Annotated in this window: 23 protein-coding genes; 5 read left to right on the top strand and 18 right to left on the bottom strand. The window is 61.9% G+C overall.

The window, feature by feature from the left end; translation table 11 throughout:
* Window positions 1–2 precede the first annotated feature (2 nt).
* From cbiB to IHV84_RS06870, 8 genes are all read right to left on the bottom strand, one after another.
* Complete coding sequence (gene cbiB / locus IHV84_RS06905; protein WP_198846304.1) at window positions 3–1,007, bottom strand: adenosylcobinamide-phosphate synthase CbiB; 1,005 nt, start codon at window positions 1,005–1,007, stop codon at window positions 3–5.
* Window positions 997–2,181 carry an MFS transporter gene (locus tag IHV84_RS06900; protein ID WP_067513071.1) on the bottom strand — a complete coding sequence of 395 codons (1,185 nt, stop codon included), beginning with the start codon at window positions 2,179–2,181 and terminating at the stop codon, window positions 997–999. Before IHV84_RS06900 ends, cbiB begins: the two co-directional genes overlap by 11 nt.
* Complete coding sequence (gene rmuC / locus IHV84_RS06895) at window positions 2,178–4,028, bottom strand: DNA recombination protein RmuC (protein WP_198846303.1); 1,851 nt, start codon at window positions 4,026–4,028, stop codon at window positions 2,178–2,180. The genes IHV84_RS06900 and rmuC overlap by 4 nt, the downstream gene beginning before the upstream one ends.
* A 76-nt stretch (window positions 4,029–4,104) precedes the next feature.
* Window positions 4,105–5,094 (bottom strand): D-glycerate dehydrogenase, encoded by a 990-nt coding sequence (locus IHV84_RS06890; protein WP_198846302.1) that lies wholly within the window; start codon window positions 5,092–5,094, stop codon window positions 4,105–4,107.
* A 175-nt stretch (window positions 5,095–5,269) separates the two neighbouring features.
* Complete coding sequence (locus IHV84_RS06885; protein WP_198846301.1) at window positions 5,270–6,688, bottom strand: sodium:proton antiporter; 1,419 nt, start codon at window positions 6,686–6,688, stop codon at window positions 5,270–5,272.
* Window positions 6,689–6,800: 112 nt separating this feature from the next.
* A complete protein-coding gene (pncB, locus tag IHV84_RS06880; RefSeq protein ID WP_066695750.1) occupies window positions 6,801–8,021 on the bottom strand; it encodes a nicotinate phosphoribosyltransferase in 1,221 nt (406 codons plus the stop codon).
* A gap of 215 nt (window positions 8,022–8,236) precedes the next feature.
* A complete protein-coding gene (locus tag IHV84_RS06875; RefSeq protein ID WP_066695747.1) occupies window positions 8,237–8,722 on the bottom strand; it encodes a thioesterase family protein in 486 nt (161 codons plus the stop codon).
* A complete protein-coding gene (locus IHV84_RS06870; RefSeq protein ID WP_198846300.1) occupies window positions 8,719–9,657 on the bottom strand; it encodes a histone deacetylase in 939 nt (312 codons plus the stop codon). The genes IHV84_RS06875 and IHV84_RS06870 overlap by 4 nt, the downstream gene beginning before the upstream one ends.
* A gap of 202 nt (window positions 9,658–9,859) precedes the next feature.
* Between IHV84_RS06870 and IHV84_RS06865 the strand changes: the two genes are divergently transcribed.
* Complete coding sequence (locus tag IHV84_RS06865) at window positions 9,860–10,408, top strand: phasin family protein (RefSeq protein WP_066695745.1); 549 nt, start codon at window positions 9,860–9,862, stop codon at window positions 10,406–10,408.
* Between the two features lie 557 nt (window positions 10,409–10,965).
* Here IHV84_RS06865 and IHV84_RS06860 read toward each other — a convergent pair.
* From IHV84_RS06860 to IHV84_RS06825, 8 genes are all read right to left on the bottom strand, one after another.
* Window positions 10,966–11,823: a restriction endonuclease gene (locus IHV84_RS06860; RefSeq protein ID WP_198846299.1), complete on the bottom strand. Its 858-nt coding sequence runs from the start codon at window positions 11,821–11,823 to the stop codon at window positions 10,966–10,968.
* Between the two features lie 20 nt (window positions 11,824–11,843).
* The gene (locus IHV84_RS06855) at window positions 11,844–12,164 is read right to left on the bottom strand and encodes a hypothetical protein (RefSeq protein WP_198846298.1); all 321 of its coding nucleotides are present in this window, start codon (window positions 12,162–12,164) and stop codon (window positions 11,844–11,846) included.
* 66 nt (window positions 12,165–12,230) lie between these two features.
* Complete coding sequence (locus tag IHV84_RS06850) at window positions 12,231–13,313, bottom strand: virulence RhuM family protein (protein ID WP_198846297.1); 1,083 nt, start codon at window positions 13,311–13,313, stop codon at window positions 12,231–12,233.
* 29 nt (window positions 13,314–13,342) lie between these two features.
* On the bottom strand, window positions 13,343–15,067 hold the full coding sequence (locus tag IHV84_RS06845) for a DUF262 domain-containing protein (protein ID WP_198846296.1): 1,725 nt from the start codon (window positions 15,065–15,067) through the stop codon (window positions 13,343–13,345).
* A gap of 15 nt (window positions 15,068–15,082) precedes the next feature.
* Window positions 15,083–17,605, bottom strand: coding sequence for a DEAD/DEAH box helicase (locus IHV84_RS06840; protein ID WP_198846295.1), 2,523 nt, complete (start codon window positions 17,603–17,605; stop codon window positions 15,083–15,085).
* Window positions 17,602–20,139: a site-specific DNA-methyltransferase gene (locus IHV84_RS06835; protein WP_198846294.1), complete on the bottom strand. Its 2,538-nt coding sequence runs from the start codon at window positions 20,137–20,139 to the stop codon at window positions 17,602–17,604. The genes IHV84_RS06840 and IHV84_RS06835 overlap by 4 nt, the downstream gene beginning before the upstream one ends.
* Before the next feature lie 76 nt (window positions 20,140–20,215).
* Window positions 20,216–20,422 (bottom strand): helix-turn-helix domain-containing protein, encoded by a 207-nt coding sequence (locus IHV84_RS06830; RefSeq protein WP_066695739.1) that lies wholly within the window; start codon window positions 20,420–20,422, stop codon window positions 20,216–20,218.
* Complete coding sequence (locus IHV84_RS06825; protein ID WP_156445195.1) at window positions 20,419–20,586, bottom strand: hypothetical protein; 168 nt, start codon at window positions 20,584–20,586, stop codon at window positions 20,419–20,421. The genes IHV84_RS06830 and IHV84_RS06825 overlap by 4 nt, the downstream gene beginning before the upstream one ends.
* Before the next feature lie 18 nt (window positions 20,587–20,604).
* Here IHV84_RS06825 and IHV84_RS06820 point away from each other — a divergent pair, with 18 nt between their 5' ends.
* Both IHV84_RS06820 and IHV84_RS06815 read left to right on the top strand, forming a co-directional pair.
* Entirely contained in the window at window positions 20,605–20,808 is a 204-nt protein-coding gene (locus IHV84_RS06820; RefSeq protein WP_066695738.1) for a hypothetical protein, read from the top strand.
* Between the two features lie 11 nt (window positions 20,809–20,819).
* Window positions 20,820–21,305 carry a DUF3489 domain-containing protein gene (locus IHV84_RS06815; protein WP_198846293.1) on the top strand — a complete coding sequence of 162 codons (486 nt, stop codon included), beginning with the start codon at window positions 20,820–20,822 and terminating at the stop codon, window positions 21,303–21,305.
* A gap of 623 nt (window positions 21,306–21,928) precedes the next feature.
* Here IHV84_RS06815 and IHV84_RS06810 read toward each other — a convergent pair.
* Complete coding sequence (locus IHV84_RS06810; protein ID WP_066695733.1) at window positions 21,929–22,258, bottom strand: type II toxin-antitoxin system RelE/ParE family toxin; 330 nt, start codon at window positions 22,256–22,258, stop codon at window positions 21,929–21,931.
* The gene (locus tag IHV84_RS06805) at window positions 22,255–22,506 is read right to left on the bottom strand and encodes a type II toxin-antitoxin system ParD family antitoxin (RefSeq protein WP_066695732.1); all 252 of its coding nucleotides are present in this window, start codon (window positions 22,504–22,506) and stop codon (window positions 22,255–22,257) included. Before IHV84_RS06805 ends, IHV84_RS06810 begins: the two co-directional genes overlap by 4 nt.
* Before the next feature lie 69 nt (window positions 22,507–22,575).
* Between IHV84_RS06805 and IHV84_RS06800 the strand changes: the two genes are divergently transcribed.
* The gene (locus IHV84_RS06800) at window positions 22,576–23,187 is read left to right on the top strand and encodes a hypothetical protein (RefSeq protein ID WP_066782981.1); all 612 of its coding nucleotides are present in this window, start codon (window positions 22,576–22,578) and stop codon (window positions 23,185–23,187) included.
* Window positions 23,188–23,291: 104 nt separating this feature from the next.
* Window positions 23,292–23,570 carry a hypothetical protein gene (locus IHV84_RS06795; protein WP_198846292.1) on the top strand — a complete coding sequence of 93 codons (279 nt, stop codon included), beginning with the start codon at window positions 23,292–23,294 and terminating at the stop codon, window positions 23,568–23,570.
* Window position 23,571 lies beyond the last annotated feature (1 nt).

The raw sequence follows: 23,571 nt of genomic DNA, 5'->3' as shown, positions 1-23,571 counted from the left end.
CGTCAGCCCCTCACCATTGCTATTAAAACAAGAGCTGCCAGCGCTGACGGAATAAGCGCTAGAAGCAATTTTTGCCCATAAGCCGCAGCGCGCTGCGTGTGCAGCGGGCCCGGCGCATGCCCGCCCGGGTGCAAGGTGTACACCCCCGGCTTGGCCAGCCGCACCCCCAGCGCCAGGGCCATGGCGGCCATGGGCCAGCCGCTGTTGGGCGATGGGGTTTTGCGCGCCTCTTTGGCCAGCGCCCGGGCGGGCAAGCCGCCATGCAGTGCCGCCAGCAGCAGCGCGGTGATGCGCGCGGGCAGCCAGGACAGCACATCATCGGCCCGTGCGGCCCACTTGCCTGCCCATTGCCAGTAGCGCGCGCCCCGACTGCCGGGGTAGCCCCACATGGCGTCAGCCGTGTTGGCAAAGCGATAGATGGCCGCGCCCGGCAGGCCCAGCAGCACAAACCAGAACACGGGCGCCACCACCGAATCGTTGAGGTTTTCGGCCAGTGATTCGATAGCCGATTCGCGCACCTCGGCAGGGGTGAGCTGGCTCACATCGCGGCTGACCAGGCGGGCCAGTTGCTCGCGCCCCTCGGGCAGCGAGCGGGCCAGCGCCCGTTCTACCGCCAGCACTTCATCGCGCAGCATGCGCCACGCCAGCAGGGGCTTGAGCAGCACTGCAAGCAAGGGAGCCGCCAGCCACCAGGGCGCTTGCTGCAACTGGCTTTGCAGCCACCAGGCCAACGCGCCTACGGCACCGGCCCCGGTGCACCACGCCAGCGCACCCAGCCAGAAGGAACGGCGTTTTTGTGCGTGGGGCGGCGGATCCGCCGTGGTGAGCGGCGCAATGTGCGGCCCGGCCCAGCCCAGGTAGCGGCCCATCCACACCACAGGGTGCAGGCGCAGCGGTGGCTCGCCCAGGTACCAATCCAGCAGCAGGGCCAAGCCCAGGGCCAGCGCGCACACCAGCGCCCACGCCAGGCCCGGCGTGCCCCAAGCGCTGAGCCAACTACCTGCCATGCGCCCTGCCCTCCTCCACGTTCATGCGCCATGCGGTGCGTGCACACGCCCCCACGGTGGCACCCACCACCCAGAACACGCCCGCCACCCCAATGACGGCGCCTGCCGTGCCGAACAGCATGGGCATGACCACGCTGGACGCGTTGATGGCCATGAGCCGCAGGCCCAGGGCTTCGCCATGGCGGTGCTCGGGCGTGATCTGGTGCAGCAGGCTCATGACCATGGGCTGCACCGAGCCCAGCGCAAAGCCCAGCAGCACCGAGCACAAGCCCATCGCCAGGGCCGATGGCAAGACCGGATACACCCCGAACAACACGGCCGTGACCACCATGGCGCCCGCCACCACGGCATGTTCGCGCACATGCTTGGCCACCAGCGGCAGCAGCAGCCGCACCACGGCCGCGGCCACCGCAAACGCACCCAGGATGGAGCCGATGACCGATGCCGACAGCCCCCGTTCGTGCCCGATGAGTGGCACCACGAAGGTGTGCACATCCCAGCAGGAAGAGAGCACCCAGTTCACGATGATGAGACGGCGAAACGCTGGCTCGTTGAGCAGATCCCACGAGCGCTGGGGCGGGCCGCCGGCAGCAGCAATCACGGGCGGCAACTCTTCGGTGTGGCGCACCCAGAACCAGGTGGCCAAAGGCAGCACGGCCAGTAAGGCAAACGCGGCGCGATACCCCTCGGTGCTGCCCGCAGTGCTGCCCGCGTGGTCAATCATCAGCCCCGCAAAAAATGGCCCGATGAAGTTGGACACCGCCGGGCCAATGGCCAGCCAGCTGAACACTTGGCGCAGCTGGGTGGTGTCGTGCGCTGCGCGGCCCACATGGCGTTGCAGCGCAATGATGGCCAGGCCCGTGGCCCCGCCTGTCATCAAGGCTGACAGGCACATCACCGAAAACACCGGAAAAATCAGCGAAAGCCCTGCCCCCGCACACGCCATGACCACCGCAATGCCCACGGGGCGCTTGAGGCCGTGCCGGTCGGCATAGCGCCCCGCAGGCAGCGCCAGAAACACCTGCGTGAGCGCAAACAGCGCCAGCAGCACCCCCACGGCAGCGGCGCTGTAGCCCTCGCGCAGGGCCAGCAGCGGCGTGGCCATGCGCATGCCCGTCATGCAGGCGTGCAGAAAAATCTGCCCGGCAATCAGGCGGGCCAGCGCCATGTTCACGGGGCGTCGTCCTCCAGGCCCTGCAGCGATGCTGTGGCGCCAGGTACTGCGGAAGACGTTGCTGCGTCGGGCGCGGGCAGCTCCTGCACATCGCGCAGCTTGCGCTGGATGGCGCGGGTGCGCACGCCCACCTCGTCAAACTTCTTAGCAGCGGCGTCGATGGATTTTTTGGTGGCCTCCACCACATCGCCAAACTTGGCGAACTCGGTCTTGACCACGCCCAGCAGGCTCCACACCTCGGACGAACGCTTTTCAATCGCCAGGGTCTTGAAGCCCATTTGCAAACTATTGAGCATGGCAGCCAGATTGGCCGGGCCAGTGATCATCACGCGGCACTCGTTCTGCACGGCTTCGACCAGGCCGGGGCGGCGCATGACTTCGGCAAACAGGCCTTCGGTGGGCAGGTACAGCACCGCAAAGTCGGTGGTGTGCGGCGGCGACACGTACTTGGCGAAGATCTTTTTCGCCTCGAGCTTGATGGAGCTTTCAAACGCATTGCCTGCCGACTGGATGGCCGCCTTGTCTGCCGCGTCCTGCGCATCAAGCAGGCGCTGGTATTGCTCCACGGGGTACTTCGAATCAATGGGCAGCCACACGGGCTCTTCCTCGCGCTTGCCCGGCAGGCGGATGGCGAACTCCACCAGCTCATCGCTGCCCGGCACGGTCTTGACGTTGCGTGCGAACTGGTCGGGCGTGAGCACGTTGTCGATGATGGCGCCCAGCTGCATTTCGCCCCAGGTGCCACGCGTCTTCACGTTGGTCATCACGCGCTTCAAGTCGCCCACGCTGCCGGCCAGGGTCTGCATCTCACCCAGGCCCTTGTGCACTTGCTCCAGCCGATCGCTGACGAGCTTGAAGGATTCGCCCAGGCGCTGCTCCAGCGTGGCGTGGAGTTTTTCGTCCACCGTGCGGCGCATTTCTTCGAGCTTGGTGGCGTTGTCGGCCTGGATGGCGGCGAGGCGTTCGTTGAGGGCGGTGCGCAGTTGCTCGGCGTTTTGCTGGCTGCCCTGCACCATGCCCACCAGTTGCTGCGAGACGGCGTCCTGCAGCACCGAGAACTGGTTCTTGATCTGAAAGCCATTGGCTTCGAGCTGGTCTTTGAGCGCGGTGGACATGGCGCCCAGTTGCGTCTGGATGTCGCCCTTGAGCGAATCGAGCGTGAGGCGCGTGGCGGCCTGCAGGGCTTCAAAGCGCTCTTGAATGCGCTTTTCAAACAGCGCGGTGCTCTCGGCCATGGCTTCGCGGGACTTCACGCTTTCAGCCGCCAGCGCCGCCGTGGTGGTGGTCAGCTCGGCGCGGAAGCCGGTGAGCGTGTCAGACAGCTCCTTGCGCGCAGCCGCCGCATCGGCCTGCCCTTGCGCCAGATGGGCCAGTAGCGCCTTGCTGCTTTCTTCCAGGCGGCTGGCCACGGCCAGCTGCAGGGCGTCAAAGCGCTGGGCCAGGGCGGCATCTTGCGCGGCCTGGCGCTGGGTCAAGGCACTGTCAAACGCCGTGAAGCGCTGCTCCAGACGGCCCTCAAACCCGGTGAAGGCGGCAAGCAACTCAGAGCGGCCATTGCGCGATTCGGCCACGGCCTGCGCCAGGCGCTCGTCCACCGCGCCGCGCAGCCCTTCCAGCGTGGTCTGCGTGGTTTGCGTGAAGCCGCGCAGCTGCTGGCCCATGCCGTCCATCGCGCCATCGTTCTTGGCCACGGCAAGCTGGGTGGCTTGCGCCGTGTGCTCCAGCGCCTGCAGGCGGGCCAGCCATTCGGGCGGCAGATCGACCCGGGGGCGACGCAGCAGGATCAGCACCAGCAAAACCAGCACCAGGGCCACAGCGGCCAGCAAAACGAGGGTATCGGTAGTCAAGGCAGATTTACTATGTTTTTAATAGCTGCCAGCGCTTGATGTGTAAGCGCTGGAGGCCAATTTCACTCAAAACAGCTCAGGCACGCAAGCCGGGCACGGGCTGGTTGACGGGGGTGAGCGGGCCGCGCCCGTCAAAAAACGCGATCAGGTTGTCTGCCGCCAGATTGGCCATGGCGCGGCGCGTGGGCACCGTGGCGCTGGCAATGTGCGGGGTGAGCACCACGTTGGGCACGGTGAGCAGATCGGGGTGAACGCTGGGCTCGCCTTCAAACACATCCAGGCCGGCTGCGGCAATGCGCTGCTCACGCAACGCAACGGCCAGCGCCGCGTCGTCCACAATGCCGCCGCGCGCAATATTGATGAGCGTGGCCGTGGGCTTCATCAGCGCCAGTTCGGCTGCGCCAATGGTGTGGTGCGATGCCGCGCTGTAGGGCACCACCAGCATGACGTGGTCTGCGGTGCGCAGCAGCTCTTCCTTGCCCACGTAGGTGGCCTTGCATTCGGCCTCCAGAGCGGGCGCGAGGCGTGAGCGGTTGTGATAGATCACCCTCATGCCAAAGCCGTGCGCGCCGCGCCTGGCAATGCCCTGCCCGATGCGGCCCATGCCGATGATGCCCAGCGTGCTGCCGTGGATGTCGCTGCCCGCAAACATGTCGTAGCTCCACTTGGTCCATTGGCCAGCGCGCAGGTAATGCTCGCTCTCGGTCAAGCGGCGGGCCGTGGCCATGAGCAATGCAAAGCCGAAGTCGGCCGTGGTCTCGGTCAGCACATCGGGCGTATTGGTGCCCTGCACGCCAGCGGCGGTCATGGCGTCCACATCAAAGTTGTTGTAGCCCACGGCCATGTTGGCGCAGATTTTGAGGCGCGGCGCGGCGGCCAGCAGCGCGGCATCCACGCGCTGGCTGCCGGTGGTCAGCACACCATCTTTGTCAGCCAGGCGCGCAGCCAGCTCTTGCTGCGTCCAGATCACGTCGTCGGAATTGGCTTCCACGTCGAAGTGCTCGCGCAGACGGTCCACGATGTCAGGGAAGATCGCACGGGCGACCAGGATGCGGGGTTTGCTCATAAGTCTTCAATCTCCGAACTATTCGCAAGGCACGTCGGCCTATGAAACTGGCGTGGCCGAAGCCAGTGGCCGCCGAGCAAAGGCCGCCCTGCAGCGAGGGCGGCGTCCCCCTTCCCGCAGCGCGCAGCGGTGCGAGAGAAGGGGGAAGCGGCGCAGCCGCTCAGGGGGATGTTCACTATTTAAACCAGATGAATGTCATCACGATAAAGAGCGGCACCAGAATGCCGCCCGACCACAGCATGTAGCCGAAGAAGCTGGGCATCTTCACGCCCCGGTCTTCGGCAATGGCCTTGACCATGAGGTTGGGTGCATTGCCGATGTAGGTGTTGGCGCCCATGAACACGGCCCCTGCCGAAATGGCGGCCAGCGTGGGCGCCAGGGTGGTCATCAGCACGGCAGGGTCGCCACCAGCGGTGTTGAAGAACACCAGATAGGTGGGCGCGTTGTCGAGGAACGAGCTGAGCGCGCCTGTGGCCCAGAAGTACATGGCCGGGTCGGGCGAACCATCGGGCCGCGTGACGGCCGCCACGATGGCACCGAAGGGGCCGTTGACGCCCGCCTTGAGCATGGCGATGACGGGGATGATGGTGAGGAAGATGCCCGCAAACAGCTTGGCCACTTCCTGCATGGGCCCCCAGCCGAACTGGTTGTCCTCATGCACCTGCTTGGGCGTGAGCCACAGCGACGCAAAAGTCACCACGATCAGGCCCACATCGCGCACGATGCCGGGCAGGCCCGCTTCGGTGCCCGCAATGTTGAACACCACGGGCGACTTCCAGAAACCGCTGAGCAGCACCAGCCCCACCACCGCGCCCAGCAGCGCAAAGTTGACCTTGCCGTCAAAACCGATAGAGCGGCTGTCGGGCGTAGGGTCGGTCTTGAGCAGCTCTTCGCGGCGGTGGTAATACCAGCTATCGAGCGCAAAGAAGATGGCCAGCAGCGCGCCGATGAGGAACAGGCTTTCAGGGAAGATGTGGCGCACCGTCCAGAAAAAGTCCACGCCCTTCAAGAAGCCCAGGAACAGCGGCGGATCGCCCAGTGGCGTGAGCGAGCCACCGGCGTTGGAGACGATGAAGATAAAGAACACCACCACATGCGCCACATGCTTGCGGTTGTCATTGGCGCGAATCAGCGGACGAATGAGCAGCATGGACGCGCCCGTGGTGCCCATGAAGCTGGCCAGCACCGCACCAATCGCCAGGATGGCCGTGTTGAGCCCCGGACTGCCGTGCAGGTTGCCGCGGATGAAGATGCCGCCCGCCACAGTGAACAGCGCAGTCAGCAGAATCACGAAGGGGATGTATTCGGCCAGCAGCGCATGCACCAGGCTCACACCCGCCACTCCAGGCCCGAAGGTGATGGCAAAGGGCAGCAGAAACGCCAGGCCCCAGGCCGCAGCCACCTTGCCAAAGTGGTGGTGCCAGAAGATGGGAGCCAAGAGCGGCATGAGCGCAATCGACAGCAGGATGCCCGCGAACGGCACACCCCACAGCACCGATAGCGTGCTGCCATCTATGTCGGCAGCCATGCACAGGCCAGGCAACAGGGCCCCGGCGGCGGCCACCCAAGGCGCAGCGCGGCGAGAAATTTTCATGGTTTTGTCTCCATCAATGCGTTGTGTCATCAGGCAGGCCCCGGCGCGTTGCGCTGCGGGGCAAAAAATCACTGGGGTTTCACTGGGGTTTCACTGGGGTTTCACTGGGGTTTCACTGGGGTGCAGGGATGTCGAACACCTGGCGCAGGTAGGCGAGGTATTTTTCGTCATCGCACATGCCCTTGCCGGGGGTGTCTGACAGCTTGGCCACCGGCTGGCCGTTGCAGCGGGTCATCTTGATGACGACCTGCAACGGCTCGTGCGCGGGTGGGTCGCCCAGATCATTGGTAAGGTTGGTGCCAATGCCAAACGCCAGCTGGCAGCGCCCACGGAACTGGTTGTACAGCTCGATGGTGCGCGCAATGGTGAGCCCGTCGCTGAAGATCAGCGTTTTGGTGAGCGGGTCCACGCGGTTGGTGCGGTAATGCTCCAGCAAGCGCTCTCCCCAGGCAAAGGGGTCGCCGCTGTCGTGGCGGGCGCCATCGAACAGCTTGCAGAAATACAGGTCGAAGTCGCGCAGGAATGCGCTCATGCCGTACACGTCCGACAGCGCAATGCCCAGGTCGCCCCGGTATTCCTTGGCCCACATTTCAAAACCGAACACCTGGCTGTCGCGCAGGCGCGGGCCCAGGGCCTGGCAGGCCTGCAGATATTCATGGGCCATGGTGCCCAGGGGCGTCACGCCCAGCTTCATGGCATACAGCACATTGCTGGTGCCCGCAAACTGCCCCGGCCCCTGCGGCGAGCCGGGGCGGCGGTCGCCCGTACCCAGGCGGGCCACCAGCACACGCAGAACTTCTTCATGCCAGGCACGGGAAAAGCGGCGGCGGGTGCCGTAGTCGGCAATCTTCAGATCGCCCAGGCCATCGGCCTGCAGGGCGGCAATCTTGGCATCCAGCCGGCGGCGGCCTTCGGGGAAGTCGGGCACCTTTTGCGTGTTGCGGAAGTACACCTCGTTGATGATGGCCAGCACCGGAATCTCGAACAGGATGGTGTGCAGCCAGGGCCCACGGATGACGATCTCGATCTCGCCCGAGGGCTGAGGGGTGATGGTGATGTACTTTTCGTTGAGACGGAACAGCCCCAGAAAATCTACAAAGTCGCTCTTGATGAAGCGCAGCGAGCGCAGGTAAGCCAGTTCGGCATCTTGAAACTGCAGGCTGCATAGCGAACGGATCTCGTCCCGGATCTCGCCCACAAACGGGGCTAGCTGCACGCCAGGGTTGCGGCACTTGAAGCGGTATTCGACCTGGGCACTCGGAAACTGGTGCAGCACCACCTGCATCATGGTGAACTTGTACAGGTCGGTATCGAGCAGGCTGGTGATGATCATGGACGGTGCGGAGCCCTTGCAAAAGCCCCGAAGTACGGCACGGCGCGTGCGCTCAGGAACGAAGCGCCAAAGTGTAGCCCTTGCAGAACAACCGACGTGGCTGCAGGCCAGCATTTGCCTGACGACTTTCCCCACCGCGCCGCCAGCGAGAAATTCAAGCAAAAACTGCCTCTAGCGCTTATCTGACAAGCGCTGGCAGCTATGCTTTTTGATGCTTACTGGGCGGGAACCAGCAGTTTTTCCAGCACCGCCCGCAGGGGCGCGGGCACCGGGACCGGGCGGCGGGTGTCACGGTCAACGTACACGTGCACAAAATGGCCTGCCGCTGCCGTCATCGCCTCGCCTTGCGCAAACAAGCCTACTTCGTAACGCACGCTGGAGCCACCGAGCTTCGCGACCCGAATGCCAGCCTCCACCGTCTGCGGAAAGGCCAGCGGCGCAAAGTAGTTGCACTGGGTCTCAATCACCAGCCCGATCGTGCCGCCCGCATGGATGTCGAGCACCCCCTGCTCAATCAAATGGGCGTTCACGGCGGTGTCGAACCAGCTGTAGTAAACGACGTTGTTCACATGGCCGTACACATCGTTGTCGGCCCAACGGGTGCTGATGGAGCGGAAGGCACGGTAGGCGCTGCGCGGCTGCGGTGCGGGACGGGCTGGCGCCTGGCTTGGCGCGGCAGAGGAAGGGGTTGGCGTGCTCATGGCGCAGCATTCTGCCAGCGGCAGTGGTATTGCAGTGCCACGCGCCAGGTGTTCAGCTGCGCCTGCACGGTGGTGGCAATGTCATGCCCATATCCCCCTGCCATGGAAAACGCCAGCGGCACCCGCCGCTGCCACGCCCAGTCGAACACCCTGCGGTCTCGCGCCTCCAGCCCGTCGTAGCTCAAGGCCAGGCGCCCCAGCCGGTCGCCTTCGTGCGGGTCGGCGCCCGCCAGGTACAGCACCAGGCCGGGCTCAAAGCGCTGCTCCAAAGTCTGCAGTGCATGTTCCAGCGCATCCAGGTATTGCGCGTCGCCACATCCATCCGGCAGCGGCACATCCAGGTCGCTGTCTTCCTTGCGGAACGGAAAGTTGCGCTCGCCGTGCAATGACAGGGTGAACACACTGGCATCGCCTTGAAAGATGTGCGCAGTGCCATTGCCCTGGTGCACGTCCAGATCAATCACGGCCACCTGCAAGGGCTGCGCGCGGCCTGGGTGGGCCTGGGCCCATTCCGCCTGCATGCAACGCGCCGCCACTGCCACATCGTTGAACACGCAAAAGCCACTGCCTTTGCCGGCGTAGGCGTGGTGTGTTCCCCCCGCCAGGTTGCCCGCCAGGCCGTGGCGCAGGGCCGAGCGGGCCGCAGCCAGCGTAGCCCCCACCGAGCGGCGCGCGCGCTCTGCCATGGCCTCACTCCAGGGGAAACCGATTTCCCGCTGCGCAGCGGGCTCCAGCGTGCCCTGGGCAATGGCGGCGATGTATTCAGGCGAATGCACGCGCGCCAAATCCTCGTCTTCTGCCGTGGGCGCTATATGCAGACGGGTTTCAGGCAACTCCTCGGCAATGCGGTCGCGCAACAGGCGGTACTTGGCCATGGGAAAGCGATGCCCCTCGGGCAACGGCAGCACAAATTCATCGGCGTAATAGGCATCCATGACTTGATTGTGGCAACTCGGGCATTTCCTGGAGGGTTGCCTCTAATTTGCTGCATTGCAACAAAAAACACTTGCAATCACACCATAGCTGCCTAAAATTCAACCCATGCTGCACTGCAACATGATTCATCCGAATCACAACGTCAGCGCAGATGTCTGTAAGTACCCGGTCTTTCGAGACCCACCTTTTAGGAGATATCACATGACGCTGACCGCAGAACAAATCCTGGCATCCCACAAAGCCAACATCGAAACCCTGTTCGGCCTGACCACCAAGGCATTCGAAGGCGTGGAAAAGCTGGTCGAATTGAACGTGACCGCTTCACGTGCAGCCCTGACTGAAGCCGCCAGCCACACACAAGCCGTGCTGGGCGTGAAGGACGCGCAAGAGCTGCTGGCCCTGCAAGCCAGCCTGTTCCAGCCCCTGGCGGAAAAGACTGCCGCTTACAGCCGCCACCTGTACGACATCGCCTCGGGCACCGGCGCTGAATTCGGCAAGGCTTTCGAAGCCAAGACCGCTGACGCACAAAAGGCCTTCACCAACTTGGTGGACAGCGCTGCAAAGAACGCTCCTGCCGGCTCCGAAACCGCTGTCGCCATGATGAAGAGCGCCGTCTCTGCTGCCAACAACGCTTTTGAATCGGTCCAGAAGGCCGTCAAGCAAGCCAGCGACATGGCCGAAGCCAACTTCAACGCCGTGACCAACACCGCCGTGAACGCAGCCAAGACAGCTGCTCCACGCAAGCGCTAAGCACGCCCAGAAATCGGCAGACCTCCGCCGGTTTCACTCCAGTTGTCTCCTTGGATCCTCTCGAAACACGGGTTTCACGGATCCACTTCAAGCCCGGCTCTGCCGGGCTTTCTTTGTTTCAGGAACGGGGCGATCTTCTCCGGCGCTCAACATCCATCATGGACAGTGTCGTGGCTGCGAGGCAAGTGGCCTTGTATGCAGACACGATTAGAGCGCGTGTTGCCGCATCCAGATGATCCGTGCGAAATCGGTGCGAATTTAGGGACACCACACGACACCGAGACACAAAGAAAAACCGCCACAGACTGGGGTTTCCAGTGTGTGGCGGTGTCTTGTGTGGTGGCGGACAGTTGACCATGTGCCGACTGGCCTCCCGAGCTCATGAGCACTGGCGCGGGTTGCTGCAGGCTTGCGGGTGTTTGTCACCCCGAGAGCAGCTCAGCGCGTCTCCGACCAGAGCCAACGAAGCGCTTCTAAAGCAGGCTTTAATTTGGGTTGCAGCATTGAAAGCGAACTTTCGTATCATCACACCGCCCGCGTCGCGCTCGCTCTCGGCCTCAGTCGATAGCCCGCACACCACGGCACTGCGGATACGAGGCGCAACCCCAAAAGGCATTTCCCGCGTTTGCACCCTGTTTGGCCACGCGCTTGACCATCGCACTGCCGCAGCGCGGGCACGCCGGTTTCACAGCCACAGTAGGCTCCGTGGCTTGCGGGCTCGGGCTGATGACCTCAGGTTTTTTTGATGCCTGCACGGCGTCGACGATCTTCTTCAGCGCAGTCCCATCGATCAACTCGATGTTGCGCCCCTGAGCAAATGAGCGCGCATCCGCAGTGAAAACACCGGACGTGACCACAAAGCCCCCGGCCGCAGCCTGCGCCGCCATCACCCCATAGAGTTCGCGCACGACGTTGACCGACACCTTGTAGGCTTTCCACTGTTTGCACTGGACCAGGAATGTCTCGCCGCCACGGGTCAGTTGCAGGTCAATTCCGCCATCTGCACCGCCGCCACCGGTTTCAGTAACCGTGTATCCACGCAGCCTGAAAGCCTCACCCACAAGCAGTTCGAAGTCACGCCAACTCATCGACCGCAAGGCTGCGCCATCTGCGTTGGCCGCCACCTCGGCCACCAAACCCTGTCGCTTGCGACGACCAATAGCGGACGCTGCTGCACCAGCCAACAGTAAAAGTGGCACGAGGTACTGCCCCCACGTTGCGAGCGACTTGACCAGTTGTCGAACGACCATCTGGCCCATCTGCCCTGGCGCAACATTGGTGGAGACCTCTGCGACGGCGAAACGATGCAGGACTGCGTAAGCCACGATCGCCATCACCACACCTGCCCACCAGGGCAGAATAGCCGCCAGACTGAAAATATCCTCTGCCAATCCCTCTTTGCGCCTTCTTGCCATGCATTCCCCCTGTTGTTGAACTATTTCGCTCGCCACTTGGCAAGCAATCGAGCCTGCAGGGACATGCGTTCCGGGTTCGACTGGCTACGGCGAGCGGCGATGCGTTCTGCAAGCTTCTGTTGTCGTCTCGGGTCGAACCAATGTTTTCCGTCCTTGGCCATATCCCAAGTGCTCGACACAGCCTGACGATGCACAGGCAAGGGATCGCTGCCCGGGCTGAGGGAAGCCAATTGATCGCGTTCACGCGAGCGCCAACGCTTGTGCCAAAGACGTTTGTCATCAGCCTCTGAGCGGGCGGTGGTATGGCCGAAAATCGGTGTCTTGCGACGACTGCGACTCACCGTGAATCCTCCGGCCACCTTTCGCAGCTGTTCGCATCGACCCGAATGTTGCGACCGACGAGAGGATCAGACAGGGTCATCTTGCTGCTCTCCGGAATCGTCACTGAATGTGCCTTGCTTCAGTAACCGGTCAAAATCACTCTCAAACAGCCGATCCTGCACGATGCGGTATTTCTCGAACTCGCTTTCAGCGTGGGCCTTGGCGATTTCCGCCGTCACCTTGCCTGCGTCCTGCAACACCTCGCGATCGGTGGCCTCGATGAAACGGTTCAGACGGGTCTCCCAGTCCTGCATGGTCATCGGAATCTTGCGCTGCGCCATGTCTTCGGCCACGTCCAGATAGGCGTTGACCAAGCGAGAGAGTTGCGCCATCTCATGCTCGGTCAGGTAGTTCTTGGCCACCACCACATCGAATTTCTGAATTTTGCCCGCTGGCGCATCTTTCCATGAGGTCAGCCCCATGTTGGGCTGGTCGGCATCGGCCCGGTGGTAGATGACCTCAGCCGCCGTCTGTCCGTGGATGGCCCAGTGCAACTTGTTCTGCACCGTGGCGAAGAAGCGTTTGGTGGCCTGCGCCGTCACGTCGTAGTCAATGGCGGTGGCGTAGATGTCGGTGATCTTCTGGTAGAACTTGCGCTCCGAGATGCGAATCTCGCGGACGCGCTGCAGTTGCTCTTCGAAATACTGATCGATGAGGACCGAACCACCGGCCTTGATGCGCTCATCGTCCATCACGTAGGCCTTGATAGTGAATTGCTCGATGATCCCCGTGGCCCACTTGCGGAACTGCACCGCACGCTCGGAATTCACCTTGTAGCCGACCGCAATGATGGCGGGCAGCTTGTAATGCTGGGTGTTGTAGCTCTTGCCGTCCGAGGCAGTTATCCGAAAATTTCGGATAACTGAATCAGCCTCCAGTTCGCTATCGGAAAACACCTTCTTCAGGTGGTAGTTGATGGTTCGGACGTCAACGTCATAGAGCAGCGCCATCATTTTCTGGGTGATCCAGACGTTCTCGTCAGCGTACACCGCTTCCACGCCGCCCTGGCCGCTGGCTGCGATGAACGTCAGGTATTCGGCTGCCGACGAGCGGACGAGGGAAACCTCTGTTTTGTTAGAGAGATTCGGCGCTACTTTCTTGCTGACCATCACAGCCCCTCACTTGCATTTGTCGCTGATCACTGCTTCGCTCCGTAGGAGTTTGCTAAGCGATCCAAAAGATCTTTGTGCCGGTTCTCCAGGTCAGGTAGGGCAAACGCAGTTGTGGCCAGCAAGCGTTGAGAGTTCGGCAAGCTTTCAACACGGTCCTCAAAGTAGCGTACCCGCTTGTCGGCATAGTCAAGATTCCCCAAGGACGTGTTCTTGCGACGAGACAGAAGCATCAGGTTGCCCAAGCGGTGGAGCCAACACTCTCTCTGCTCTTCGGTGAAATCCTTAACCCATTGGCTGGTCGCGGAAGGTGTCTGCGGCAAGATGTGCTCAACGCTGATTTCATCGGGCAGATTCAGCGGGGCTGCGTGGCTGGCGAGCAGGTACTCCAGCCGCAGCAACACGTACTTGGCAAAGCGGCGACCATAGATCGCGCCGTCCAGAAGGACGGCCAGTTGCTTGCCATCAAACTCGAAAACCTTGCTGTCCAGCACGTCAGCTGGCACTTTGGCACCGTCGATGGCCTTCAGCACATCGTTCATATTGCTTATGCGCTGAGTGGGTGTGAGCTGAAGAATCCAGTCAGCAGAAAACTTGTTGTCGATGCATTCAATCAGATTGAGCAATTTCTCTGCCTTGAACTTGCGATACCAGGCAAGCACCGGAGGAATCCAATCGGTGGACGGAAGCCCCTTGCGCATGACGTTGATGCGGTTGCGATACTCATTGCCCAGGGCAGTCGGCAGATCATCGAACTGAATGGCTTGGTCGAATGCATCCTTGTAAGCCCTGACGGCTTCGAAGGTATCGCTGCCCAGCGCCAGCAGTGGCGGCTTGGAGCCGTAGATGCGCTCGTCGAATTCCTTGAGCAGACCTTCGCGCGCCTTATCTTTCACGTAGATCGTGCGCACCAGGGATAGGAATCGGTCGAATTCATCACGACCCATCTCGCCCTCGACCTCCTCCCAGTATTCGGCCCATTTGGTGCGCTCACTGTCCTTGCTGATGGCGCCAAGGTTTTTGGCCTTGAGGATGTCGCTGTTCGACAGGGGGATGCCCCGGTCGTTAAGGATGGTGAACAGGCGGAAAGCGTCGTCCAGATCCTCGGTGGAGACATAGATGAACAGTGCGTTGTTCAGCAAATATCCGACAAAGCGGTCAAAGTCTGCCTCGGACGGAAAACGGGTGGTGTCATCAATACTGGCATGTATGGTCTGCAAGCCTGCGGCCATATTCGACAGCGACAGGTTCTTGCTGGCTGCGATGCCCACCAAATCCGGGCTCTGAGAGCCACCATCAGTCTTGATGTAACTTTCGATGAAGGTGCCAACGTTATCGCGAATGTCATAGACGATGCGATTGCGACCGGGAATCTTCTTCCACTTGTTCTCTTCCTGGAACAGCATTTCACGGCAAGCGGCTTTAAGCTTGTCATCCGTCACTCGGTCACGGATGCAGGCCAGCATCAGCATTAACGTGGTCAGACGCTGCTGGCCATCCAGTAGTTCGTACTCTTCAAAGCTCACCCCGTCGGTGGTGCGAGTTGCCTTACGCAGCACCATAGAACCCAGAAAGTACTGCCCTTCCGGGTTGTGCTCGCTGGCGTAATTCACATCATCGATCAGCTCGGAAATCTCATCTTTGCCCCAGACATAGGCTCGCTGGTAATCCGGGATGCGGAACCAGAAACGCGAGAACACCTCGCCAATGACGATCTTGGCGCTCTCGATCTGGCCCTTCTTGCTTGAACTCATTTCCACTCCCTGGGATTACCTGGATGCAGCAGCAAACAGATCATCAAGCAGCGGGTTGCTGTTGATCAGCAGCAGCTTCTTGATCGTGGCGGCCTGGTTGATCTCCAGGCGCGCGAAATGCTCGCCACCGGCAGAGGATTGCTTCCGAATCAGTTGAATGCGCCCGAATAACCCGCCGTGCTTTTCCGCAAACTTTGCCAGCCCGACCGCTTTCTCAAAGTTGTCACTCAGGCTAGGGTCATGGGGCTCCAGAATATCTATGACGAACTCGCTGCCGCTTTTGCGTACCACGACCAGATCTGGAAACATCGGGCGCACGTCACCACCCGTTTCATACGGAATTTCCAGTGACCACGGCTTGCGATCCAGATTGCGCAACCAGCCGACCACTTCAGGCTTGGCCAATTCTTCCTTCAACACCCCTGCTTCCCAGGTGCCCAATTCGGTACGGAACTGGCCACTGCTTTCTACGTACAGGTGGCGCTCCCAAATCGGATCGGCAGGCGAGCGCTTGAAGTCGATGGATGCTGGCAAATGCCATGGCACTTCGTTGGGCTTGGCCGTCGCCAGCCGCAGCTTCTCGTAATTGACGCGCCGCTGCTCCTTGAGTTTGTAGATGGCCTTCTTGTGCTGGTCATAGAGGCTGTCGAAGGCCGCCTCCGCCTTGGATTCCAGAACAGCCATTTCTGCCGCGTTGCGAGCCAGAACGATGGCTTCGACCTTCACATCCAGCGCATCGCGATCCGCGTGGGCGCGCCAATACTCCATCTGCAAACCGTGACTGAAGGCGCGCCCAGCCTCTTCGAACAGCCGATCAATGTCCACGTCCGAGGCATCAATGTGATAGTCCGCAGTCGGCTCAGCTACGCCAGTGCCGTTATTGACAGCCAAGGTCCGCAGGCCAACCTGCGTGGTCGCTTTGGTCGCCGCGTCAAACTGGCCTGCCGCCTTGATCGCTGCAATGCGCTGCCCCATCCACTCAACGATCTGCTGCTTGGCTTGGCCCCAGGCATCGTCATCAATCTCATCGATGGTCAGACTGCGTGAAATGGCCATATACCGGCGCAGTGGGCTTTGCGCCCGAGCGGCATTCACACGGTAGGTGATCAATTCGTCGAGTGCCGCAAAGATGGCCTCGCAGCCTTCGCGCCGCTTGAGCACCACCAGATTGCGGCTGGAGCCCGTTTCGGCGGGCGGCACATCTTCCGCGTTGTGCAGCGAGGCCACCACGCTTTCCACGGCCCCCGTATCGAAGTAGGGCAAAAACAGATGCACATCGTTGAGCGCCGCATCCTTTTCGATGCGGCGTGCCAGCGGCGTGCGCACCATCCGGCCCAGCAACTGGGCGATGTAGGTGTGGTCCTCCGCACGGCGGAACGACATCATCACTTCGGCGCGCGGGCAATCCCAGCCGGTGGACAGGCTGGTCTTGAAGAACACCACACCGATGTTTTTGTCCGCATCAATCCGCGAGGCTTCGACCTTGCGCACCCGGCGGCCACCCACGTCCAGGTCGCCCGTATCGTGCATCGCGTGGGCCACCTCGCCTTCGTTCAAACGGCGACCAATGGCGCTTTCGATCACGGTCAGCGCTGCGCCAAGATCGGTCTTGGTCAGTTGCCGGTCTGAACCGTTTTCGACCTGAACCACCAATACCGGCCAGACGGTTTGTTCTTTTTCTTCATGGCAGTACGCGCCCCAGGCGGCCGTCATCTGCCCCCAGCGCCGTGCCGCCTCTTCCAAAAGCGCCATCTCAGCCGTGGTGGCGGCTTCCGGGTGATGAATCAGGATGCGGTCTTTCAGCAGGCCAGACTTGCGCACCTCCTCAGCAGGCACGGCCACCTTGTGCGTGGTCACGGTGTGCTCAGCGTTGGCGATCAAATCCAGGAATCGTTTGGGCGTGGCCGACACCCCAATCACCATCGGCATCTTGACCAGGCCAACCTCGGGGTAACCCAACAAGAAGCGCTGCATCAAGGTCTGCGCAGCCTGCGCCCCCTTGCCCGAGGTCATGCCGCGGTGCGCCTCGTCGATCACCACATAAAAGCGGTCGGGAACAGCGCGCGCGGTGTTGGTCAGCGTTTCCCAGATCAGATGTTGCCGTCCGTCGCCACGGTTGGTCAGCGGTTGATTGACGGCCAGCTTCTGCGTGTTGATGAAATAGATGCGCCCGCCATCCAGCCGGGGCGCGTCAAAATGCGCATCGATGGTGATGAGCTGATTAACCCGGTACACCTTGTCCGATTTGCTCTCGATCTTGAGCTTGGTCTGCTCGTTCAGCTCGGGCATGTCCGACACCCACAGGATCACGGCATCCGGTTGCGGTGCCCAATCCAGCGGCCAGGCCAATTGGTCATCGGGCTCGTCCAATATGGCCTCGAACAGCGCCGTCATCATGATCGTCTTGCCGCTGCCCGTGGCTGCCGAGAAGGCGACGACTTGCTGGTTATCCGGCGACACGCTCTTGCGGGCACTTACCAAAGCATCGCGCAGTTTGCCCAGCGCGTCTTTCTGAAAATCGAACAGCGTGACCCTCATGCCCGCGCTCCCTGTGTGCCAGCCTGACCGGCAGCGCGGTCCTGGTTCTTGTTGATCATGAAATTGAGCAGGTAATCGCGGTACAGCTGCACCACCGCCAAGCCGGGGTTGGCCTTGGCCGCCACCTCGCGCACGTCCTGCGCCATGGTTTTGAAGGATTCGTCCGCATCGGTGACGATGAACACCTGCGACAAGCCGATGCGACCTTCCAGCGACTTCAGCAAACGGCCCATACGGGTTTCATCCAGCAACACCACGAAATTGCTGCCCTCTGGCGCAAACAGCACCGGCTCCGGCTCGCCACGCTTCAACTCCGGTCGCGGCCCCACGGCCCCGGCCTTCAGCCACAGCAGCGGCAGGATTTCGTGGAAGGCGCGGCGCAGCGACACGCGTTCGCGCTCCAGAAAATCCAGCTTGAAGTAGGCGAGGTTGGCGGCAAAGCCTGCGCTCATCGGGCGCTTTTCTTCCTCCGGCACCAGAATCGGGCCGAGCAGTTCGGCCACCTGCGCCTTCAACTGGTCGAACACACGCTTGACGGGCGTGACGATGTAGAAGTCGGTAATGTGCTCTTGCCCGTCCAGCGCCTCCAGCCAGTCTTCCGCGGCTGCCGGGTCAAACAGCACGCTGGCCTTGTGGCCTTCCGACACGATGAAGGGGCACGGATCTTTCACCAGCGTCTGCGGTAGACCATCGATCAGCGCCACCACCTGCTTCTTCTTGGGCAGTGTGTCGAGCTGTGCCGGATCGACAAAGCCGATCTGCGTGAAGCTGCGCGCTTTCTCGCGCTCCACGGTTTTGCCAGTCAGGTACTCACCGGTCAGCACCGTGCCATCGTCACGCTGTCCGAGGATGGTGTACTTGCTGCGCGGCCAGGTCACCGAACGGCAGATGCCTTGCGCCTCCCATTCCGCATCACCGGGCTGCAAGCCGCGGGCGCTCAGCGCGGCGGCTTCTTCTGCCGAGACTTCGTTGTTGGTGACCAGGATGCAACGGCGTGACCCGCCATCGGTGGCGTTGAGCAGGTTGACGGCATTGAGCGTAGTGCCACTGCCTGCGAAAAAATCCACGATCAGGGCATTGGGGCGATCACGGACTACGGCTGCCACGGCATCCCGCGTGGCGTAGAGCGACTTCGGGAAAGAGAATTTCCCACCTTCACCCAGAATCCCGCGCAGCAAGCTCGAACCATAGTTACCTGCATCGTGGGTGGCGCGGTGCCACACCGTTTTGATGGAGCGCTGCTGGCTTTCGGTGTAACGCACCGTCACTTCGCCAGTCAATTCGTGCCGGTCAACGATCTCGATAACGCCTGCTTCGATCTGGTTTTGTGCCTTTTGCCCAAGGTACAGAATGGTCCAGGTTCCCCGGGCCTCGTCGAAGCCGCCCAGCTTTACATAGCCTTTGGCCAGCAACTGGCGCAAGGTCGGTGGGCTGACCCGCCAGTTGCCGAGCGTGCCATCGGTACGCAACGGCCATGCCGTTCGGCGATCCGATAGGTTGCTCAGATCAGGTTGCTGATCGGGAGGCAAGGGATCGCCAATCTCGATGATCTTGCGCTTCTCGGGATCAACCGTGATCGGAAAGAACAGGCCATAGCGATCTTCCCGTCGGGAGTTCGTACCGCCTCGCAACAACCGCTCCCATCGCGGCGTTTGAAAACGCTTGGAATCCCCGCGGTCGGGCGAAAGCAGATCGTCGTGGTGTGCTGCCAATGTGACGCCAGGGTTGAAGCAGAACAACGCATATTCCTCGGCGCGGGACAGACGCCCCTGGGCGACGCCTTTCTGGTTGATGACGATGGTCACCAACTGCCGGTACGCCTCCGGAAATTCCCGCTCCAGCAGCATCCCAAGGTGATGCACTTCGTGCTCGTCAATCGTGACGATCAGCACCCCGGTATCCGGCTTGAGCAGGCGCTTGGCCAGTTTCAAGCGCTTTTCCATGAAGGCCAGCCACTTGCTGTGCCGCCAGCCATCGTTGCCGTCCACGTAGTCGTTGTTGTATTTCCAGTCCCGCGCGCCGGTGTTGTAGGGCGGGTCGATGTAGATGCAATCGACCTGACCGGCATACAGGTAATCCAGCAACTGCAGCGCGTGGTAGTTATCGGCCTCGATCAGCGTGTGCCAGGGGGCGTCAAGCGGGCCGTTGGCCACGGCATCCACCGGCACCAGCGCGGGGAAGATCGGCTCGCCAAATTCACGCACCACCAGCAGTTCATCCACCGGGAACTGCACCGGCTCTGCCGCAGCGCGGGTGGGTTCGCTGGGGTGTGCCTCGTTGCTGGGTTTAACGCAGGTGGCCACGCCCGCGTGGATGGACTTGATTTGCCACACATCTTTCAGCGCACCCTGACGGCGACACACCAGATCGCCCTTGCGTGGCTTGGCGCCGTGCAGCGGCAACAACTCGGGCAGGTGGTCTTCGAACACCAAACCGAATTTCTTTTCTTTCTTCGCGTTGTTCCACTCGGCAGTGAGGCGCTCGCGCAGGCGGGGATCGCTGATTTGGGCGATCAGGGTATCAATGGCGGACAAACTTCCCTCCTTTTGGCCTACCAGCCCTCACGGGCTGCAGACTCGTGTTCATTCAGCAATTCGATGGGGCCGGTCATCACGAGCCCTTTTCTTCCGGAGCCGCATGCTCATCGGCACCACCGGCGCGCACCCAGTCATCCACCTCGGAAACTTGGAACTTCCACAACCGACCCACGCGGTGCGCTGGCAGGCCTTTGCGGTCGATCCAGCGGTAGATCGAGTCGCGCGTGACACCCAGATGCTCGGCAATCTGGTCCACGGACACCCACGGTTCAGCGGTCATGGCAGGGCTCCGGCAGCAGCGGTTGGGGCGGCATAAAGTCGGTTTAAATCGCAAAGACTGCAATTTATCAGGTTGAAGGCCACCAGACGAGGGTTCGATGCCGTGGGCATCATCTTTTTCTTGGCTTCTTGATCGTTCAGCGCGTGAATGGTGGCGTGATCCACCAATCAAGGAGCCCCACGATGAACACCAAGACCACTGCCCTCGACGCCTACCTCGCCCGCACCGCCGCCATTCACGCCAAATTGGAACGGCTGCAGCAACTGGCCGACGACCACTTCGGCCACGACCCTGACGCCATCCACTGGGGCCACGTTGGCGACCTCGGGCGGGTGGATCAGGCGCTGGATGACCTGCTGGCGATCTTTGACGGCCAGGCCAAGTGACGGAGGCCATGATGGAGACCCTGCTCAAACTCTCCCCAGCGCAAAGCCTGCTACTGCGTACTGCGGCCCGCCGTGCCGATGGGCGTGTGATTCCGCCTGACACCCTGCGCGGCGGCGCTCGGGCCAAGGTGCTGACTGCACTGCTGCAGCGCGGGTGGATCGAGCCAGCCGACGGCGGCCACGTGCTGACCGACGCGGGCTACGCGGCCATCGGCCAGCAACGCCCCATGCCGCCGGATGATGTCCAGCCGATGGACACCACCGACGACCTCCAACTTCTGGATGGCATCCCGGTGCGCCCCGGCTCCAAGCTCGCCGCGCTGGTGGTGGCGCTGCGCCGCCCGCAGGGGTCGACCAGCCTGCAACTGATGCTGGCCACGGGCTGGCAGCCCCACACCGTGCGTGGAGCCATTTCCGGAATGCTGCGCAAGAAACTTGGCCTGAACGTGGTGCTGGCGCACAACAAATCCGGCGAGCGGGTGTATCGCGTGGTCTGATCGGCGGCCAAGGGTGTCCAGTTTCTGGAGGTCCTTGCCGATACCAAGGTCTGACGCAGTTCCACGTAACTCTCTACACGCGTGCGCGTGTGCGCGCCTCACGGAAAGTTATGACAACCTGTGTCCGATGCGTCAGACGTTGCGCAAAGGCTCGTGGGCCGATTTCTGCAATCCAGCCAACGAATCGACTGCAAACCCGCGCCAGCATTGAGTTTTCTATCCTGGCCGTTTTTCGTTTCGCCTGGGTGCAAACCTGCGAGCCGGGTACGCACGAAGGTTCGCACCTTCCGCGTTGCCGCCATCCCGCACAGGCGCGCGCTGACCGGGCTTTCGGCCCGCTTGCCCACACTGCCAGGTGCGAACCGCAAACCCTGCAAACCTTGTTTCCTGGCCAGACGGTGGCGAGATGCTGCGCTTGCGCCCTCCGTATTGGAATATCGCCAGTAAGGACCCCTTTTACCTGGGGCATATGTGCATGCGCCGACCATAACAATGGCGGTGACCATCACTACCGTCACAACCATCACGGTCGATGGCCCGCTGTGACAGTGGTGATGGTTGTGATGGTCGTCGCTTATTGTTTACACAGGCGAAAGCGCAGATATCTCCCGGCGGTCCGACCATCACACTGCGTCGGGCTCCTGCATCCACGCCGGGATGTCGCGCTGGCCGTGAAGTACGCGCCAGACGTCGATGTGATCGGGACGCTCGACGTAGAAGATGATGTACGGGTAGCGCGTCAGCGGCCAGGCGCGCAGGCCGGGCAAGTTGAGTTCGTGTGCGTAGCGGGGAGAACCCGTTGCCGGATGGCGGGCAATGTGGCCGTAGGCCTTCTCCAGCGCATCGATGAAGCCAAGCGCCACGGCCTCATTTGCTTCAGTCAGATAGTAGGTAACGGCCTCGTCAACATCCCGGTTGGCCTGCTCACGCGGGATGACTGGCTTGGCCTTCACGCCTTGGCAGCGGGCTTGCCGGCCTTGCGCACCCGATCCCGCAGGTCTTCGAAGTAGCTGGCATCGGCATGGGCCGCCGGGGCCGAGGCTGCTCCGGCCAGCAGCAGGTTGCGCAGTTGCAGGCGGTCTTGATCCTTGCGGATCAACTCGCGCACGTACTCGCTGCTCGTGCCGTAGCCGCGCTGGCTGACCTGTTCATCCACGAAGGACTTCAGGGTGTCGGGGAGAGAGATGTTCATCGTGCTCATGGCGCAAGCGTAGGTTCTTTGGCAAAATTTGGCAAGACGAAAATTCCACCATACCGAAAAAAGGCATCCATGCCCAACCCAAACAACTGCCTGCGCTACTGGGACCTGGCCGACCACATCCGCATTGATGACGCGATTGCCCTGTGGTGCGGCGTGGAGCCTGCCGAGCTCGCCAGTCTGAATTTCGAGACCCAGTGCATGAGCGCCAAGCGGGCCGCGCTGGTCACAGCCCTGCGCACGGAGCACCTCGAATATGAAGACCTGGGTATCCTCACCGCGCGTGGCCAAGTGTTCAAGGGCGCTCCCATCGACGAGTTGCTAGAGAAGGATCGTCTGGTGATCGACAAGGCCAGCCTGCGCCGGTGGTTCGAGCAACTGCCGTTCGAGGATCGCCCAGCCTTCCTGTTTGACGAGGCCCGCCAAGCCGTTCTGCCTGATGGCAGCGAGGCAGCCGAGATGAACAGCCTGAAGGCCATCGCGCTCATGGCGCATCTTTTGGCCAAGTCCGCCAGCAAATACCAAGTGGGCAACCGCCCAAACGCCTCTGCCATCAGCGAGGCCGTCATCCAGGCGGCCGAAGAGCTGATGCCCAGTGACACGCGCGGCCTGCTGTCCTTCAACAAGAAGCTGGGCGAGGCGCTCAAGCTGTTCGGGCCGGAGATCAATCGGCACCGGACCTGACGATGGATTTTTGAAGTTCAGAAAACCTTTCTGAACTTCCTGTTCGCCAAGTTCGAGGCGAACCACGATGGCGGCATTCCAAATGAACCCGAAGGAATGCCGCCATGCCCAAACGGGCCCGAACATCACACATTGCCAGCACCGCTGATCTGCGTGCTGAATTCTGGCAAGCGCCCGTCGAGGCCTTGCTCGACCGTAAAACAGCCGCCGCTGGCATGGGCTACACCGTCGGCTGGCTGGAGTGGTCTGCCACCCACGGCGGCGGCCCCATCCTCACCAAGATCGGACGTACCGTCCGCTATCGCAAGGCCGATGTGCTGGCTTGGCTGGAAGCCAACAGCCGCCGCATTGGGCGCACCTCCGAACTGGCGAAACGGGGGTGAT

The sequence above is a fragment of the Acidovorax sp. IB03 genome, from assembly GCF_016406015.1.
Lineage (GTDB): Bacteria > Pseudomonadota > Gammaproteobacteria > Burkholderiales > Burkholderiaceae_C > Acidovorax > Acidovorax temperans.
Note: the sequence above shows the minus strand (reverse complement) of the source record. Positions and strands in the feature narration are given on the sequence as shown.

What these genes read in the sequence shown, in the direction of transcription:
- IHV84_RS06815 (WP_198846293.1), top strand. Translation starts at nt 20,820, where the DNA reads ATGGAGACCCTGCTCAAACTCTCCCCAGCGCAAAGCCTGCTACTGCGT.
- IHV84_RS06870 (WP_198846300.1), bottom strand. Translation starts at nt 9,657, where the DNA reads ATGGATGCCTATTACGCCGATGAATTTGTGCTGCCGTTGCCCGAGGGG.
- IHV84_RS06800 (WP_066782981.1), top strand. Translation starts at nt 22,576, where the DNA reads ATGCCCAACCCAAACAACTGCCTGCGCTACTGGGACCTGGCCGACCAC.
- IHV84_RS06860 (WP_198846299.1), bottom strand. Translation starts at nt 11,823, where the DNA reads ATGGCAAGAAGGCGCAAAGAGGGATTGGCAGAGGATATTTTCAGTCTG.
- IHV84_RS06890 (WP_198846302.1), bottom strand. Translation starts at nt 5,094, where the DNA reads ATGAGCAAACCCCGCATCCTGGTCGCCCGTGCGATCTTCCCTGACATC.
- IHV84_RS06850 (WP_198846297.1), bottom strand. Translation starts at nt 13,313, where the DNA reads ATGGTCAGCAAGAAAGTAGCGCCGAATCTCTCTAACAAAACAGAGGTT.
- IHV84_RS06830 (WP_066695739.1), bottom strand. Translation starts at nt 20,422, where the DNA reads ATGACCGCTGAACCGTGGGTGTCCGTGGACCAGATTGCCGAGCATCTG.
- IHV84_RS06795 (WP_198846292.1), top strand. Translation starts at nt 23,292, where the DNA reads ATGCCCAAACGGGCCCGAACATCACACATTGCCAGCACCGCTGATCTG.
- IHV84_RS06845 (WP_198846296.1), bottom strand. Translation starts at nt 15,067, where the DNA reads ATGAGTTCAAGCAAGAAGGGCCAGATCGAGAGCGCCAAGATCGTCATT.
- IHV84_RS06805 (WP_066695732.1), bottom strand. Translation starts at nt 22,506, where the DNA reads ATGAGCACGATGAACATCTCTCTCCCCGACACCCTGAAGTCCTTCGTG.
- cbiB (WP_198846304.1), bottom strand. Translation starts at nt 1,007, where the DNA reads ATGGCAGGTAGTTGGCTCAGCGCTTGGGGCACGCCGGGCCTGGCGTGG.
- IHV84_RS06820 (WP_066695738.1), top strand. Translation starts at nt 20,605, where the DNA reads ATGAACACCAAGACCACTGCCCTCGACGCCTACCTCGCCCGCACCGCC.
- IHV84_RS06840 (WP_198846295.1), bottom strand. Translation starts at nt 17,605, where the DNA reads ATGAGGGTCACGCTGTTCGATTTTCAGAAAGACGCGCTGGGCAAACTG.
- IHV84_RS06875 (WP_066695747.1), bottom strand. Translation starts at nt 8,722, where the DNA reads ATGAGCACGCCAACCCCTTCCTCTGCCGCGCCAAGCCAGGCGCCAGCC.
- IHV84_RS06865 (WP_066695745.1), top strand. Translation starts at nt 9,860, where the DNA reads ATGACGCTGACCGCAGAACAAATCCTGGCATCCCACAAAGCCAACATC.
- IHV84_RS06885 (WP_198846301.1), bottom strand. Translation starts at nt 6,688, where the DNA reads ATGAAAATTTCTCGCCGCGCTGCGCCTTGGGTGGCCGCCGCCGGGGCC.
- pncB (WP_066695750.1), bottom strand. Translation starts at nt 8,021, where the DNA reads ATGATCATCACCAGCCTGCTCGATACCGACCTGTACAAGTTCACCATG.